14 protein-coding genes and 1 tRNA gene are annotated in these 15976 nt (G+C 58.2%); 1 reads left to right on the top strand and 14 read right to left on the bottom strand.

The window, feature by feature from the left end; translation table 11 throughout:
- Positions 1–304 precede the first annotated feature (304 nt).
- From RI563_RS02820 to rlmE, 7 genes are all read right to left on the bottom strand, one after another.
- Positions 305–389 (bottom strand) — tRNA-Leu (locus tag RI563_RS02820).
- A 57-nt stretch (positions 390–446) separates the two neighbouring features.
- Positions 447–854, bottom strand: coding sequence for a preprotein translocase subunit SecG (gene secG, locus RI563_RS02815; protein WP_310692827.1), 408 nt, complete (start codon positions 852–854; stop codon positions 447–449).
- A gap of 19 nt (positions 855–873) precedes the next feature.
- Entirely contained in the window at positions 874–1632 is a 759-nt protein-coding gene (gene tpiA / locus RI563_RS02810) for a triose-phosphate isomerase (RefSeq protein WP_310692826.1), read from the bottom strand.
- Between the two features lie 133 nt (positions 1633–1765).
- Positions 1766–3106 carry a phosphoglucosamine mutase gene (gene glmM, locus RI563_RS02805; protein WP_310692825.1) on the bottom strand — a complete coding sequence of 447 codons (1341 nt, stop codon included), beginning with the start codon at positions 3104–3106 and terminating at the stop codon, positions 1766–1768.
- A 79-nt stretch (positions 3107–3185) separates the two neighbouring features.
- Complete coding sequence (gene folP / locus RI563_RS02800) at positions 3186–4004, bottom strand: dihydropteroate synthase (RefSeq protein ID WP_310692824.1); 819 nt, start codon at positions 4002–4004, stop codon at positions 3186–3188.
- Positions 4005–4276: 272 nt separating this feature from the next.
- Entirely contained in the window at positions 4277–6202 is a 1926-nt protein-coding gene (gene ftsH / locus RI563_RS02795) for an ATP-dependent zinc metalloprotease FtsH (RefSeq protein ID WP_317622849.1), read from the bottom strand.
- 55 nt (positions 6203–6257) lie between these two features.
- Entirely contained in the window at positions 6258–6878 is a 621-nt protein-coding gene (gene rlmE, locus RI563_RS02790; RefSeq protein ID WP_310692823.1) for a 23S rRNA (uridine(2552)-2'-O)-methyltransferase RlmE, read from the bottom strand.
- A gap of 93 nt (positions 6879–6971) precedes the next feature.
- On the opposite strand from rlmE, the gene yhbY reads away from it, so the two are divergent.
- The gene (gene yhbY, locus RI563_RS02785; RefSeq protein ID WP_310692822.1) at positions 6972–7265 is read left to right on the top strand and encodes a ribosome assembly RNA-binding protein YhbY; all 294 of its coding nucleotides are present in this window, start codon (positions 6972–6974) and stop codon (positions 7263–7265) included.
- Here yhbY and RI563_RS02780 read toward each other — a convergent pair.
- The 7 genes from RI563_RS02780 to dnaJ all read right to left on the bottom strand — a co-directional run bounded on the left by RI563_RS02780 (position 7250) and on the right by dnaJ (position 15692).
- Positions 7250–7708, bottom strand: a complete 459-nt coding sequence (locus RI563_RS02780; RefSeq protein ID WP_310692821.1) for a DUF4149 domain-containing protein — start codon at positions 7706–7708, stop codon at positions 7250–7252. The two genes, yhbY and RI563_RS02780, sit on opposite strands and share 16 nt — an antisense overlap.
- Before the next feature lie 268 nt (positions 7709–7976).
- Positions 7977–8459, bottom strand: coding sequence for a transcription elongation factor GreA (gene greA, locus RI563_RS02775; RefSeq protein WP_310692820.1), 483 nt, complete (start codon positions 8457–8459; stop codon positions 7977–7979).
- Positions 8456–11677, bottom strand: a complete 3222-nt coding sequence (carB, locus tag RI563_RS02770; protein ID WP_310692819.1) for a carbamoyl-phosphate synthase large subunit — start codon at positions 11675–11677, stop codon at positions 8456–8458. The genes greA and carB overlap by 4 nt, the downstream gene beginning before the upstream one ends.
- 56 nt (positions 11678–11733) lie before the next feature.
- Positions 11734–12123 (bottom strand): GxxExxY protein, encoded by a 390-nt coding sequence (locus RI563_RS02765; protein WP_310692818.1) that lies wholly within the window; start codon positions 12121–12123, stop codon positions 11734–11736.
- A gap of 32 nt (positions 12124–12155) precedes the next feature.
- Positions 12156–13307 carry a glutamine-hydrolyzing carbamoyl-phosphate synthase small subunit gene (carA, locus tag RI563_RS02760; RefSeq protein WP_310692817.1) on the bottom strand — a complete coding sequence of 384 codons (1152 nt, stop codon included), beginning with the start codon at positions 13305–13307 and terminating at the stop codon, positions 12156–12158.
- A 290-nt stretch (positions 13308–13597) separates the two neighbouring features.
- Positions 13598–14410 carry a 4-hydroxy-tetrahydrodipicolinate reductase gene (gene dapB / locus RI563_RS02755; RefSeq protein ID WP_310692816.1) on the bottom strand — a complete coding sequence of 271 codons (813 nt, stop codon included), beginning with the start codon at positions 14408–14410 and terminating at the stop codon, positions 13598–13600.
- Between the two features lie 139 nt (positions 14411–14549).
- Entirely contained in the window at positions 14550–15692 is a 1143-nt protein-coding gene (gene dnaJ / locus RI563_RS02750) for a molecular chaperone DnaJ (protein WP_310692815.1), read from the bottom strand.
- Between the last annotated feature and the right edge of the window lie 284 nt (positions 15693–15976).

The raw sequence follows: 15976 nt of genomic DNA, 5'->3' as shown, positions 1-15976 counted from the left end.
TGGTGGCTGATCATCTTGATCAAAGCCGAGCCAGTCTAGGCTAGCCACAAACTTTGTGTCAAGTTTGCCTAAAGCACGAAAACCTTTTTATATCAGAAAGTTAGCTTATTTTTAGGGGTCTATAAAAAGATTCAGGGGCTAGGTACTAGGGGCTAGGTCCTAGAAAAGCGCTGTGAACTCTTTCTCGCGGCATCGGCATGAATAAAGGTGTGTGCTTTTCCTAGCAACTAGCCCCTAGAAACTAGAACCTCACAAACAAAAAGGCCTCCAGAGCACGCAGCTCTGGAGGCCTTTTTGTTTGTGTTGGTGCCGAAGGCCGGACTCGAACCGGCACGGCTTGCGCCACTACCCCCTCAAGATAGCGTGTCTACCAATTCCACCACTTCGGCAAGGTTTTCGTTTTCGGCAAAGGGCCAAAAGGCCCTTGGCATCCGCCCGTTAGCGGATTATTCCGATTTGGGCACATCCACGGGCGCGTCCTGTTCGGACTCACCGCCCGGCGGGGCCACCGGAACATCCCCCGGGCGTTCCTGACTGCTTTCCTGTTGCTGTTGTTCTTGCTGCTGCTGTTCAGCCTTGTCAACCAGGCTCTCACTCTTGGTGACGTCACCGGCGAGTCGAAACAGCGCCAGCGAGAGCAGGAAAAACAGGGTCGCCAGAACGGCCGTGGTGCGGGTCAGAAAGTTGGCCGCGCCTTGTGAGCCGAACATCGTGCCCGAGGCACCGCCCCCGCCACCGCCACCGCCGCCAAACGCGGCGCCGGCATCGGCACCCTTGCCCTGCTGCAGCAGCACCAGTACCACCAGTGCTACGGCGACGATGACATGCAGGACCAGAATAATGTTGTACAACATAGTGTCAGTATCTCCCGGATTATTCCTGACCGGCTGCCTTGCAGATGGTCAGAAAATCCTCCGCTTTGAGTGACGCGCCGCCGATCAGGCCGCCGTCGATATCGGGTTTGGCCAGCAGCTCGGCCGCGTTGCCCGCATTCATGCTGCCGCCGTATTGAATTCGCAGCCCTTCGGCCACGGCCGGATCCTGCCTGGAAATCTGGCCGCGAATGAAAGCGTGGACGTCCTGGGCCTGCTCCGGGCTGGCTGTCTTACCGGTGCCGATAGCCCAGACCGGCTCGTAAGCAATCACGCCATCGGCCAGGGCGGCCACGCCAGCATGGGCGATGACCGCGTCGATCTGGCGGGCGACCACCTGTTCGGTGATACCCTGCTCACGCTCTTCCAGCGTCTCGCCAATGCAAAGGATCGGGCTCAGGCCGGCCTGACGGGCCACCTCGAATTTTTCCGCCACCAGCTGATCATCTTCACCGTACAGGCTGCGCCGTTCGGAATGGCCCACGATGACAAATTTGCAGCCAAAATCGAGCAACATGGCGGCGGAGATTTCGCCCGTGAAGGCGCCCTTGGCCTCGGTGCTCAGATTTTGCGCACCCCAGGCGATGGGCGTCCCGTCCAGCTGCTGCTGAACGTCCGCCAGGTAGACATAGGGGACACACACGGCCACTTCCGCGTTGTTAACTTCACCGATTCCCGCCTTGATGCCGTCCAGCAGAGTCTTGTTATCGGCGCGCGAACCGTTCATTTTCCAGTTGCCGGCGATTAGTGGCTGACGCATGCCTTCTCCCCTTGTTATTCCGGTTTGACTATATAAAAGAGCGCGAAAGCTTACCGTCCAGACCACAATAAATCAATGAAAAACCGGGCTATTCGGCCCCGGAAACGGGTTTGGCGCCCTGTGTCGGCGCCGTTCAGCCGGAACCGAGCGTCTGTTCCACAACCCCGGCCAGCTCCTGCGCGACCCGCAACACCTCCCCGGCATCCTGGCCCTCGACCATCACCCGCAGCAGCGGTTCGGTCCCGGACGGGCGCAGCAGTACCCGCCCCCGGGCAGCCAGCTCCGACTCGGCGGCCGCCACGGCGGCCTGCACCTCGGGCGTCGCCAGGACATCGACCTTGCGGGCCAGGCGAACATTGATCAGCTGCTGCGGGTATTTGTCCATTCCGCTGACCAGGTCGGTCAATGTGCGGCCCGACTCCACGACGGCCGCCAGCACCTGCAAAGCGGCCACAATCCCGTCGCCGGTGCTGGTCTTGTCCAGGCAGATGAGATGGCCGGAGCCTTCCCCGCCCAGCTCCCAGCTGTGGGCCTGCAATTGCTCCATCACATAGCGATCCCCGACCCGGGCCCGGACAAAGGGAACCCCGGCCGCCTGCAGGGCGTGTTCCATGCCCAGATTGGTCATCAGGGTGCCCACCACACCGCCTTTCAGGCGCTGCATACGCTGGCGGTGGGTGGTCATCACATAGAGCAGCTCATCGCCATCAATGACGCGCCCCTCGCGGTCGACCATCAAAACCCGGTCGCCATCGCCGTCAAAGGCGATGCCCAGATCGGCGCCCTGCAGCTGCACCTTTTTCTGCAGCCATTCCAGGTGGGTGGAGCCGCAGCCGTCGTTGATATTGAGACCGTCGGGATCGTTGCCAATCACCGTCAGCTCGGCCCCCAGTTCGGCAAAGACCTTGGGCGCAATCTGGTAGGTGGCGCCGTTGGCACAATCGAGCACGATATGCAGGCCGTTGAGATCGAGATGCTCGGGAAAGGTGCTTTTGCAAAACTCGATATAGCGCCCGGCCGCGTCGTCCACCCGGTTCGCACGGCCGAGTTTATCCGGCGCGCTGGTGACCAGCTCCTGATCGATCATCGCCTCGATCGCCAGCTCCACTTCGTCCGGCAGTTTGGTCCCCTCGGCGGAGAAAAACTTGATGCCGTTATCCGGATAGGCATTGTGGGAGGCACTGATGACAATGCCGGCCCGGGCATGCAGGGTGCGGGTCAGGTGCGCAATACCGGGGGTCGGCATTGGCCCCAGCAGACAGACATTCATGCCGGCGGCCGCCAGCCCCGCTTCCAGGGCCGATTCGAAAATATAGCCGGATATCCGGGTATCCTTGCCGATGAGCACCTTGCCGCCGCCATCGCCCAGCACCCGGCCGGCCGCCCAGCCCAGCTTGAGAATGAATTCGGGCGTGATCGGAAACTCACCGACCCGCCCGCGCACCCCGTCGGTGCCAAAATATTTACGTGACATAAATCCAGCGTCCTCTTGCCGCCGCCCCTGGCGGCCAGATTGAAAGTTCACGATTATAAAGCAATAACCCTGCCGATACTCAGGCCTGCCTCACAGCCCGGCACAGGGTCAGGGCATCGGCGCTCTCGCGCACGTCATGCACCCGCACAATGGCAGCCCCCAGCCAGCCGGCCAGGGTGGCCAGCGCCAGGCTGCCCGCCAGCCGCTCGTCCACCGGCCGCTCGCCCAGCAATTTGCCAATCATCGATTTGCGCGACACTCCCACCAGCACGGGATGACCGGTATCGACAAACCGCTGCAGATGGCGGAACAGGGCCAGATTGTGCTGCACGGTTTTGCCAAACCCGAAGCCTGGGTCAAGAATCAGCCGCGCCGGTGCAACTCCGGCGGCCTGGCAGATCTCGATTCGCTGCTGTAAAAACGCCAGAACCTCTTCCACCACATCATCATAGTGCGGGTTAGCCTGCATGGTGCGCGGCTGCCCCTGCATGTGCATCAGGCAGATCGGCACATCCAGCTGTGCCGCCACCTCCAGGGCCCCGGGTTCCTGCAGCGCCCGTACATCGTTAATCAGGCTGGCACCGGCCACTACTGCGGCATGCATGACCGCCGGCTTGCTGGTATCAACGGAGATGGGGATCGCGCTATCGCGACGAATCGCCTCGATGACGGGAATCACCCGCGCCAGCTCCTCTTCCTCAGAGACCGCCGGCGCCCCCGGACGGGTCGACTCACCGCCGATGTCGATAATATCGGCTCCCTCACTGATCATCTGCCGGACACGCTCGACCGCCGCCTGCGATCGGTTGAAGCGCCCGCCATCGGAAAAAGAGTCCGGGGTCACATTGAGTATACCCATGATCAGGGGCCAGTGTTCGGAACTGAGATCTAACGACATACTGATGGATTCACCCTGTCCAGTCGCGATGGTAATTTGTTTTGATTATCTTCCGGCGTATTTTAACAGTATTCACCGACCGGGATCGGCAACGATCAAAACACATGGCAGAAATGAAATCCGATTCCGTTCACACGCCACGACATCGGCTGTGGGGCCTGTTCTATGGCGGGTATCCCGCGCGGGCAGCATCGCGACCCTTATTTGGCGGCCGAAGAACGAAAAACGCCCCGTGAAAACGGGGCGTTGATCGCGCTTAATGGCGGTGTGCTTCAGTGTTCGCCGGCCGGACCACCGATCTGGCCTTCACCCTTGTCGGTACGAGAGGTTTTCTTCTCCTCGTCACCGGAGGGGCTGTGCGGCGGCTCGTGATCATCCCAGTCAGCGGGCGGCGGTGGCTCGTTACCACTCATGATGGCATCGATCTGTCGTTTATCGATGGTTTCATACTTGATCAGCGCCTGTGCCATCAGGTGTAACTTATCCATATGATCGGTCAGCACCGTCTTGGCCCGCTGGTAGTTGCGATCGATGACAGAGCGAATCTCTTCATCGATAATATGCGCAGTTTCATCAGAGAGATTCTTGTGCTGGGTCACCGAATGACCAAGGAATACCTCGCCTTCGTCCTCGCCATAGGTCATCGGACCAAGTCGCTCGGATAGCCCCCACTTGGTCACCATGTTGCGGGCGATCTCGGTGGTGCGCTGAATATCATTGGAAGCACCGGTGGTCACGTGCTCGTTGCCGAAGATCAGCTCCTCGGCCAGACGCCCGCCGAACAGGGAGGCGATGGAACTTTCCAGCCGCTCCTTGGTATAGCTATAGCGATCCTCCTCGGGCAGGAACATGGTCACACCCAGCGCCCGGCCACGTGGAATAATGCTGACCTTGTAGACCGGATCGTGCGACGGCACGCTCAGGCCCACGATGGCATGACCGGCCTCGTGATAGGCAGTGAGCTTTTTCTCTTCCTCGTTCATCACCATGGACTTGCGCTCGGCGCCCATCATGATCTTGTCCTTGGCCTTCTCGAACTCTTCCATACTGACCAGACGGTTGTTGCCACGGGCGGCAAACAGGGCAGCCTCGTTGACCAGGTTGGCCAGATCGGCCCCGGAGAAACCGGGTGTCCCGCGGGCAATGACCATGGGCTCGACATCATCGCCCACCGGCACCTTGCGCATATGCACCTTGAGGATCTGCTCGCGACCGCGCATGTCGGGCAGCGGCACGACCACCTGGCGGTCGAAACGACCGGGGCGCAGCAACGCCGGATCCAGCACGTCGGGACGGTTGGTGGCGGCGATGACGATCACGCCCTCGTTACCTTCAAAGCCGTCCATTTCCACCAGTAACTGGTTGAGGGTCTGCTCGCGCTCGTCATGACCGCCGCCCAGACCGGCACCACGGTGCCGGCCGACCGCATCGATTTCGTCGATGAAGATAATGCACGGGGCCTGCTTCTTGGCCTGCTCAAACATGTCACGCACGCGCGAGGCGCCGACGCCGACGAACATTTCCACGAAGTCGGAACCGGAGATGGTAAAAAACGGCACCTTGGCTTCACCGGCGATAGCCTTGGCCAGCAGGGTTTTACCGGTACCGGGGGGGCCGACCATCAGGACACCGCGCGGGATCATCCCGCCCAGCTTCTGGAACTTGCCCGGATCGCGCAAAAATTCGACCAGCTCCTGCACTTCATCCTTGGCTTCGTCACAGCCGGCCACGTCATTGAAACGGATATTGACCTGATCCTCGCCCAGCATGCGGGCCTTGCTCTTGCCGAACGACATAGCGCCGCGACCACCACCGCCACCTTGCATCTGGCGCATGAAGAAAATCCACAGGCCGATGATCAACAGGAACGGAAACCAGGAGATAAAGATCTGGGTCCAGATGGATTGTTCCGGCGGTTTGGCCTTGATGGTCACATTGTGCTTCATCAGGTCGCCGATCATGGCGGTGTTGTCGGTTTCAGGACTGAAGGTCTTGAAGTTCTCACCACCTTGCGTGCGACCGGTAATGTTGCGCCCCTGAATCGTGACTTCCATCACCTGCCCGCTTTTCACATCCTGCATGAATTGTGAATAGGGCTTTTCAGTTGCCGGAGTTGTCGTGCTCAGGTTCTGGAACACCGACATGAGGATGATCGCCACAATCACCCACAACAGAATATTCTTGGTCAAGTCGTTCAATGGTCTACCTCATGGCCTGCCATCACAGGCGTTTGCTGTCATGCAAAATACACTACTACACATTATAGCCCCTCGCCAGTAGATAAATCTCGGGAGAGCGGGCCCGTGAAGCCTTCGGTTTTCGGACAATCAATTTCGCGAAATGTTGCCGGATTTCGCGTTTAAATTCATCCAGACCTTCGCCGGTAAACGCCTTGATCAGCATATCCCCGCCCGGCTTGAGGACTTTTTGCGCCAGCTCCAGACTCAACTCGGCCAGATACATGGCGCGCGGCTGATCGACCGCCTTCATACCACTCATATTGGGGGCCATATCCGACATTACAAGGTCGACCGGCCGTCCGTCGAGCACCGCCAGCAACTGCTCGTAGACCGGCTCCTCGCGAAAATCTCCCTCGATGAATTCGACCCCGGCAATCGCATCCATGGGCAGCAGATCCAGCGCGATCACCCGCCCCTTGCTCCCCACCTGGCGTACGGCATATTCCGACCAGCCCCCGGGCGCCGCACCCAGATCGACCACCGTCATACCGGGTTTGAGCAGACGATCCCGCTCGTCGATTTCGATCAGTTTGTAGATGGCACGGCTGCGCCAGCCCTCCTGCCGGGCTTTTTTGACATAAGCGTCGTCAAAATGCTCGTTGAGCCATTTTTTGCTGGTTTTGGATCGGGCCATAGGAATTCCAGTCGTCAGTTAGCCGTTGGCAGTCGTCAGTGGGGGTATGAATTGGTACAATTTACGGCCTTCACTATCTGGATTCTTACTTTCATGTCCCTGACCAGCAGCCAGAAAAAATTCCTGCGCCAGCGCGCCCATCATCTCAAGCCCGTCGTCATTATCGGACAACACGGGCTGGGTGAAAACGTGCTGGGCGAAATCGACAACGCGCTGGCCTATCACGAGCTGATCAAGGTGCGGGTCAATGCGGCGGATCGCGAAGAGCGCCAGCAGCTGATTGAGCAGATCAGCGAACACAGTCGGGCCGAGCAGGTACAGCTGATCGGCCATGTCGCCGTGTTCTACCGTCCGGCCGACGAGCCCAAAATTCAGCTGCCGCGCTGATTATCCGGCTCCAACCCGAAGATCACCAGGGCCAGACCCGCCAGGCTGTTAAACAAAAACAGACTTGAGGAGATGCCGTGCAACATACCAAAGCGCTGTTGCGCCGCGCTGCCCTCTTCCAGTCCCGCCGCCTTGAGCTCGGCCATCATCGGCTGCAAGACAAACTCGCCGATCACAATCACCAGCAACATCGCCAGCAACAATCCACGGCGCCATTCGCGCCAGCCCTTCGGCGTCGGCTTGCGGGTCTGGATCAACAGTAACAATGCCGCGCACACCAGGCCCACATAACTCATGGCACTGAACAGCTTGCCCGCCAGCATCCCGGCCAGCGCCCGATCCTCCAGCACCGAGAACAGCATCGGCGCCACCAGATAGCCGGTAATCCACATGCCCCCGACCCACAGGGTCAGGGCAATGCGTTCAGGAATTGCGTAGTTCATACATGTAACTCTGTAGAGAATTCACTGGAAACAACGCGGAGGACGCAGAGGCGCGGAGTCGCAGAGGAATTAAAGTAATGACAGTCACAATCTTCAGATAACTTGAGAAACAGAGTAGTTGGGCCAGTGGATCAGTTTCATTGTCTGAACGAGACATTCCCTTCAACAATTTTATGCCCTTTCAGGACCCGGAGCATTCTAAATAATAAAATGCTTTTCTCCGCGCCTCCGCGCCTCTGCGTCCTCCGCGTTGTTTATACACACCTGGCTAAATGTATTTCACCGACACGATTTCGTAGTCGCGATTGCCGCCCGGCGCCTGGACGGTGACTTCGTCACCTTCCTGTTTGCCGATCAGGGCTCGGGCGATCGGGGAGGTGATGGAGATCAGGTTCTGTTTGATATCCGCTTCTTGTTCGCCAACGACCTGATAGGTCACTTCCTTGTCGTTCTCGATGTCGTACAGTTCCACCGTGGCGCCGAACACGACCTTGCCGCCGGCATTTTTGCCCACTGCCTGCACGTCGATGATTTCGGAGTTGGAGAGGGCCGCCTCGATCTCCTTGATCCGCCCTTCGATGAAACTCTGCTGTTCACGCGCGGCATGGTACTCGGCGTTTTCCTTCAGATCGCCGTGCTCACGGGCCGTGGCGATCGCCTCGATCACCTTCGGGCGCTGGACACTTTTAAGATCTTTGAGCTCGGCACGCAGTTTGTCGGCGCCGGCGGCGGTCATCGGTTGACGACTCATGCATTCATCTCCTGATGCAGATCCTGCAAACAATGTACCTTGATGTTGTTCAGACTGCGCAGCGCCTCGCAGGTCGCTCGTGCTCCGGCCACCGTGGTGGTGTAGCCCACCTTGTGATTCAATGCCTGGCGTCGGATTTCGTAGGAATCCGCAATCGCCTGCTTGCCTTCGGTGGTATTCACGATGAAGTTGATTTCATCGTTCTTGATCATATCGACGATATCGGGGCGACCTTCATTGACCTTGTTAACCCGTTGATTGAGAACGCCGGCTTTACTTAATACGTCCGACGTCCCGCCGGTAGCCACCAGATTGAAACCGAGTTCGACCAGTTCCCGGCCAACCTCAACCACCGCGCTCTTGTCGACATCACGGACACTGACAAAAGCGGTGCCGGCCGCAGGCAGAGCCACGCCGGCGCCCAGCTGGGCGCGGCCGAAGGCTTCACCGAAACTGCGCCCTACACCCATCACCTCGCCGGTGGATTTCATTTCGGGACCCAGCAGAGGATCCACACCCGGGAATTTGATAAACGGGAACACCGCCTCCTTGACCGAATAATAGGGCGGAATCCGCTCGGCGGTTATGCCCTGCTCCGCCAGCGTTGTGCCAGCCATGCAACGCGCGGCGATTTTGGCCAGCGGCAGTCCCACCGTCTTGGAGACAAACGGGACCGTACGCGAGGCGCGCGGATTGACCTCGATGACGAAGATCTTGTCGCCCTGCACGGCAAGCTGGGCATTCATCAGACCGATCACCTTCAGCTCGATGGCCATGGCCTTGACCTGCTCGCGAATCTGATCCTGGACCTCCGCGCTCAGACTGTACGGCGGCAGGGAACAGGCCGAGTCGCCGGAGTGGACCCCGGCCTGCTCGATATGCTGCATGATGCCGCCGATCACCACGGTCTCGCCGTCGCATACCGCATCGACGTCGACTTCGATGGCATCGTCCAGGAAACGGTCCAGCAGGACGGGAGCATCGGGATAGACCTCGACCGCCGTGCGCATGTAACGATCCAGATCCTCGGGTTTGTAGACGATCTCCATGGCCCGGCCACCGAGCACATAGGAGGGTCGGACCACCAGCGGATAACCGATCTCCTCGGCCAGTTTCATGGCCTCCTCTTCGCTACGCGCCGTGCGATTGGGCGGTTGTTGCAGGTTGAGCTTGTCGATCATCGCCTGGAAGCGTTCCCGGTCCTCGGCCAGATCGATGGAGTCGGGCGAGGTGCCGATGATCGGCGCGCCGGCCTCTTCCAGATCCCGGGCCAGTTTGAGCGGTGTCTGGCCGCCGTATTGCACGATGATCCCGGTGGGCTTCTCGACTTCGATCAGCCCCAGCACATCTTCCAGGGTCAGCGGCTCAAAATAGAGCCGATCCGACGTATCATAATCGGTGGAAACGGTTTCGGGATTGCAGTTGACCATGATGGTCTCGTAACCGTCATCACGCATGGCCAGCGCGGCATGCACGCAACAATAGTCGAACTCGATTCCCTGACCGATGCGGTTGGGCCCGCCCCCGAGCACCATGATCTTTTTACGATCGGACGCGTCGGCCTCGCACTCTTCCTCGTAGGTGGAATACATGTAGGCGGTATTGGTCGCGAATTCGGCGGCACAGGTATCGACCCGTTTGTAGACCGGACGCACATTCAGCTCGTAGCGATGCTGGCGCAGCACCTTCTCGCTGACCCCGACCAGCCTGGCCAGGCGGGTGTCGGCAAAGCCCTTGCGTTTGAGCTCGCGCATGCGCTCTGCGGTGAGCCCCTTCATGCCCCCCTCGCGAACCTGCGCTTCGAGTTGAATGAGTTCTTCGATCTGGACCAGAAACCAGGGATCGATCGCCGTCATCTCGTGCACGTCTTCCACGCTGAAACCGGCCCGAAAGGCATCGCCCACATACCAGATACGCTCCGGCCCGGTATTCTTTAACTGGGTACGGATCTTCTCCAGCGCATCGTCGTCGTTGAGATCGACCATTTCGTTGAAGCCGTCGGCGCCGGTCTCCAGACCGCGCAGGGCTTTTTGCAGCGACTCCTGCTGGGTACGGCCGATGGCCATCACCTCGCCCACCGATTTCATCTGGGTGGTGAGCCGGGCTTCGGCCTGGGGGAATTTCTCGAAGGTAAACCGCGGGATCTTGGTCACCACGTAGTCGATACTCGGCTCGAAGGAGGCCGGCGTGGCGCCGCCGGTAATCTCGTTCTGCAACTCGTCCAGGGTATAGCCGACCGCCAGCTTGGCGGCCACCTTGGCAATCGGAAAGCCGGTGGCCTTGGAGGCCAGCGCCGAGGAGCGGGAGACCCGGGGATTCATCTCGATGATGATCATGCGACCGTCGTCGGGGTTGATGGCAAACTGTACATTGGAGCCGCCGGTATCCACCCCGATTTCGCGCAGTACCGCCAGCGAGGCGTCGCGCATGATCTGGTATTCCTTGTCGGTCAGGGTCTGGGCCGGGGCCACGGTGATCGAGTCACCGGTATGCACGCCCATCGGATCGAGGTTCTCGATGGAGCAGATAATGATGCAGTTGTCCTTGTGATCCCGCACCACCTCCATTTCGTATTCCTTCCAGCCCAGCGCCGACTCCTCGATCAACAGTTCGTTGGTCGGCGACAGCTCCAGGCCGCGCTCGCAGATCTCGACGAACTCTTCCTTGTTATAGGCGATACCGCCGCCGCTGCCGCCCATGGTAAACGAAGGGCGGATGATGGCCGGAAAACCGATCTGCTTCTGCACCTCGTTAGCCTCTTCCATGCTGTAGGCCACTTCCGAGTGGGGCAACTCGAGCCCGATCTTGCGCATCGCCTTGCGGAAACGATCCCGATCCTCGGCCTTGTCGATGGCATCCATGGAGGCCCCGATCAATTCCACGCCGTATTCCTCCAGCACCCCTTCGCGATCCAGATCCAGGGCACAGTTCAGTGCGGTCTGCCCGCCCATGGTGGGTAACAGGGCATCGGGGCGTTCGCTGGCGATGATGTTGCGCACGGTGGTCCATTCCACCGGTTCGATATAGGTGCGATCGGCCATCTCCGGATCGGTCATGATCGTGGCGGGATTGGAGTTGACCAGGATGACGCGATACCCCTCTTCCTTCAGCGCCTTGCAGGCCTGCGCCCCGGAGTAGTCAAACTCACAGGCCTGGCCGATAACAATCGGCCCGGCGCCGACGATGAGGATGCTTTTGATGTCGGTACGTTTTGGCATTTTTTTACTCTATATTCGGTCCGCGAATTAACGCAAATGGACGCAAATGAATGTCATTAAATTCGTTCTGTAGTGTTGTATTGCCACACGAGTCGCTTGAATGATAATTTCGGCACCCCAAAATTAAACAACAAACCAACACTTAACCCACTTGCTTTCAGATAATTCATCAGTTGGGCCTCATGCTCACCTGACAATTTAGACAACGCCTTCAACTCCAGCAAAAGCTTATCTTCCACAACAACATCAGCAATATAGTTTCCTACAACTTTACCTTTATACTTCACCTGCAATGATTTCTGTCTTTGAAATTGCAGGCCGTGTCTAACCATCTCCTCACATAGAGCGTTTTCATAGACTGATTCTAGAAAACCTGCTCCCAGGGTGTTACTTACTTCAAATGCACAACCAATGACCTGTTCAGATAAAATCCTTTTCATCTTCATACAAAATCCATTTTGTATTATTGAGTTAGCGTTTATTTGCGTTCATTGGCGGACTCAATCAATTCAATGAACTTGTCGAACAATGGCGAAAGATCATGTGGCCCCGGGCTGGCTTCGGGGTGTCCCTGAAAACTGAACGCCGGACGGTCGGTGCAGGCCACACCCTGGAGCGTGCCGTCGAACAGCGAACGGTGTGTCGCCGTGACGTTATCCGGCAGGGAATCCTCGTCGATGGCAAAACCATGGTTCTGGCTGGTGATCATCACCTGCTTGCTTTCCAGATCCTGGACCGGATGGTTGGCGCCATGGTGGCCGAACTTCATTTTGACACTCTTGGCGCCACTGGCCAGCCCCAGCAGCTGATGACCGAGGCAGATACCGAACATCGGTACCCCGCTCTCAAGTATTTTCTTAATAGCATCGATGGCGTAATCGCAGGGTTCCGGATCCCCCGGCCCGTTGGAGAGAAAGATCCCGTCCGGATCCATGGCCAGCACCTCCTCGGCCGGGGTCGTCGCCGGCACCACCGTCACCCGGCAGCCGCGATTAACCAGCAGGCGCAGGATGTTGCGTTTGACGCCATAATCATAAGCCACCACCCGGTACGGGAGCGCCTCTTCAACCATGGCGGGGACATTGGGATAGCCTTCACCGGGGTTCCACACCCCTTCCAGCCAGTCATAGGCCGTGCCGGTGGTGACCTCTTTGGCCAGGTCCATGCCCTTGAGGCCGGGAAATTCCCGCGCGGCCTGCAACGCCTGTTTTTCGTCGATGCTGTTGCCGGCCATGATGCAGCCGTTCTGGGCGCCCTTTTCGCGCAGGATACGGGTCAGCTTGCGGGTATCAATGTTGGCGATCCCGACCACGTTGTTGCGCTGCAGATAATTGTCCAGGGTTTCCTGGCTGCGCCAGTTACTGGCGACCAGCGGCAGGTCGCGAATGATCAGGCCCTCGGCGAATACGGCGCGGGATTCTTCGTCCTCATGATTGGCGCCGACATTGCCAATGTGCGGATAGGTCAGGGTAACGAGCTGTTTGGCGTAGGAGGGATCGGTCAGTATCTCCTGATAACCGGTCATCGCGGTGTTGAACACCACCTCGCCCACGGTCTGGCCGTCTATGCCGATAGACTCACCGTGAAAAATGGTACCGTCTTCCAACGCCAGCAGTGCCGGTTTTTTCAAGAGTCCTCCCTTGCGCGGGGCGCCTGCAAAAAGCGGGAGATACCAATCTGGAGTCTCCCGCTATGCAAAATTTCGATTCGATTTGTCGATCTGACCTTAAATTCAGACCCTTTCTATTCTAACCAACTGGCCTTGTAACCACAAGTAACAAGGGACAAGAGACAAGGGACGAGGAATAAAAAGGTCATCGCAACTACCTGATTTTAAAAATATAAGTTGACTTGCAGGGTGGCACGGTCCACCCGAGGCACCACGAACCGGGGGATTGTTGCCTCGTCACTCGTACCTCGTCACTGCATATGACGTAAACCCAGTACATCCTGCATATCGAACAGACCTTTGTCCTGTTGCATGATCCAGTTGGCGGCACGTACGGCGCCATTGGCAAAGGTCATGCGGCTGGAAGCTTTGTGGGTGATCTCGACCCGCTCACCCGCACCGGCAAACATCACGGTATGTTCGCCGACGATATCGCCGGCCCGGATCGTCTCAAAACCGATCGTCTGGCGATCCCGTTCGCCGGTATTGCCTTCGCGGCCAAACACGGCGCATTCCATCAGGTCCCGACCCAGGGCATCGGCCACCACTTCGCCCATGCGCAGGGCCGTCCCCGAAGGGGCATCCACTTTATGTCGATGGTGGGCCTCGATGATCTCGACATCCACGTTGTCACCCAGCACCCGGGCGGCAATATCCAGTAACTTGAAAGAGAGATTAACGCCAACACTCATGTTGGGGGCAAAGACGATCCCGATCTGTTTGGCGACATGGCCAATCTGTTTTTTCTGTTCATCGGTAAAACCGGTGGTGCCGATGATCATGCATTTGCCGGCGGCGCGGCAGATCTCCAGATGCAACATGGTCGCCTCGGGACGGGTAAAATCAATCAGGACATCAAACTGATCGACCACCCGGGTCAGACTGTCATCCACCCTGACCCCGATTTGACCGAGACTGGCCAGCTCACCGGCATCCACACCGATCATACTGCTGCCGGGTCGATCCACGACCGCGCCAATCTCGGCCTGTGGGTCCTGATGTGTGGCTTCGAGCAGCACCCGCCCCATACGCCCGGAGGCACCCACAATTGCAACCCTGGTCATGAATAATGGCTCCTCGGTGGTGTTTATCCGCGAATTAACGCCAATGAACGCGAATAATTTTCAAAAAGTTTTTAAATTGTAGCCCTGTTCGCGTTGATTCGCGTTCATTGGCGGATACTGTTAACGAATACGACTTGAATCAGAACTTCATATCTTCGAAGAATTTTTTCACACCATCCAGCCAGGAGGCGGCACGCGGGCTATGCTTGATACCATCTTCCTGCATGGAATCATCGAGCTGCTGCAACAGCTCTTTTTGCTTGCTGGTGAGATTGACCGGCGTTTCGACGGAAATCTTGCACAGCAGATCGCCGACGCCGTCGCCGCGTACCGACTTGACCCCCTTGCCGCGCATCCGGAACTGTTTGCCGCTCTGGCTTTCCGGCGGGACCTTGAGCTTGATCCGACCGTCGAGAGTCGGGACTTCCAGTTCACCGCCCAGGGCAGCCACGCCAATGCTGACCGGGACATCACAGTGCAGGTCGTTGCCGTCGCGCAGGAAAATGGGATGGGGCTTGACGTGAATATGCACATAGAGATCACCCGGCGGGCCACCATTCTCGCCGGCTTCGCCCTCCCCGGCCAGACGAATACGATCGCCGTTGTCCACGCCGGCCGGGACCTTGACCGACAGGGTGCGGGTTTTCTCGACCCGGCCCTGACCGTGGCATACGCCACAGGGGTCGGTGATAATCTGGCCGGTGCCCTGACAGCGCGGACAGGTCTGCTGCAACGAGAAAAAGCCCTGTTGCATGCGCACCTGACCGTGACCACCACAGGTGGTACAGGTGCTCGGGGAGCTGCCTTTCTTCGCCCCGCTGCCGTCACACTCTTCACAGAGAACGTGCGTGGGAATGCGAATACTGGCCGAATAGCCCTTCACCGCCTCTTCCAGGGTCAGTTCCAGGTTATAGCGCAGATCGGCGCCGCGATAGACGCGCTGTCCGCCACGGCCACCACCGCCGCCAAAAATATCGCCGAAGACATCACCGAAGATGTCGCTGAAGCTGGCGCCACCGAAGCCGCCGCCAAACCCGGCTCCGCCACCGGCCGCCCCATCCACGCCGGCATGCCCGAACTGGTCGTAGGCCGCCCGCTTTTGCGGATCGCTCAATACATCATACGCCTCGCGCGCTTCCTTGAACTTCTCCAGCGCCTCTTCATCATCCGGGTTGCGATCCGGATGATATTTCATCGCCATGCGCTTGAAGGCTTTTTTGATCTCGTCATCACTGGCGTTTTTGGAAACACCCAGCGCGTCGTAATAATCCTGTTTGGCCATAATCGTTTTTGCTTTGTCGTGAATCAACGACGCAGCACGCATTCAAGCGTCACTGCTCGTATTCTGAAAACCAAATCATCAAACGCTGTACTCGCGCCTGATTAATCGCAAACTATCTGTATACGTTGTTCGTAACCACCGACAGACACTGAAGTCACCGAATCAAACATGGTTAATTACATTATTAACGCTAAATATTCGATGTACATCAGTGTTTTCAGTGGTTTCGCTTTTACCGTACTACAACGCCGAAACTTACACAGCAATTGGCTGGATACAGTTAC

It is taken from the genome of Thiohalophilus sp., assembly GCF_031581315.1.
Taxonomy (GTDB): domain Bacteria; phylum Pseudomonadota; class Gammaproteobacteria; order UBA6429; family Thiohalophilaceae; genus Thiohalophilus.
Note: the sequence above shows the minus strand (reverse complement) of the source record. Positions and strands in the feature narration are given on the sequence as shown.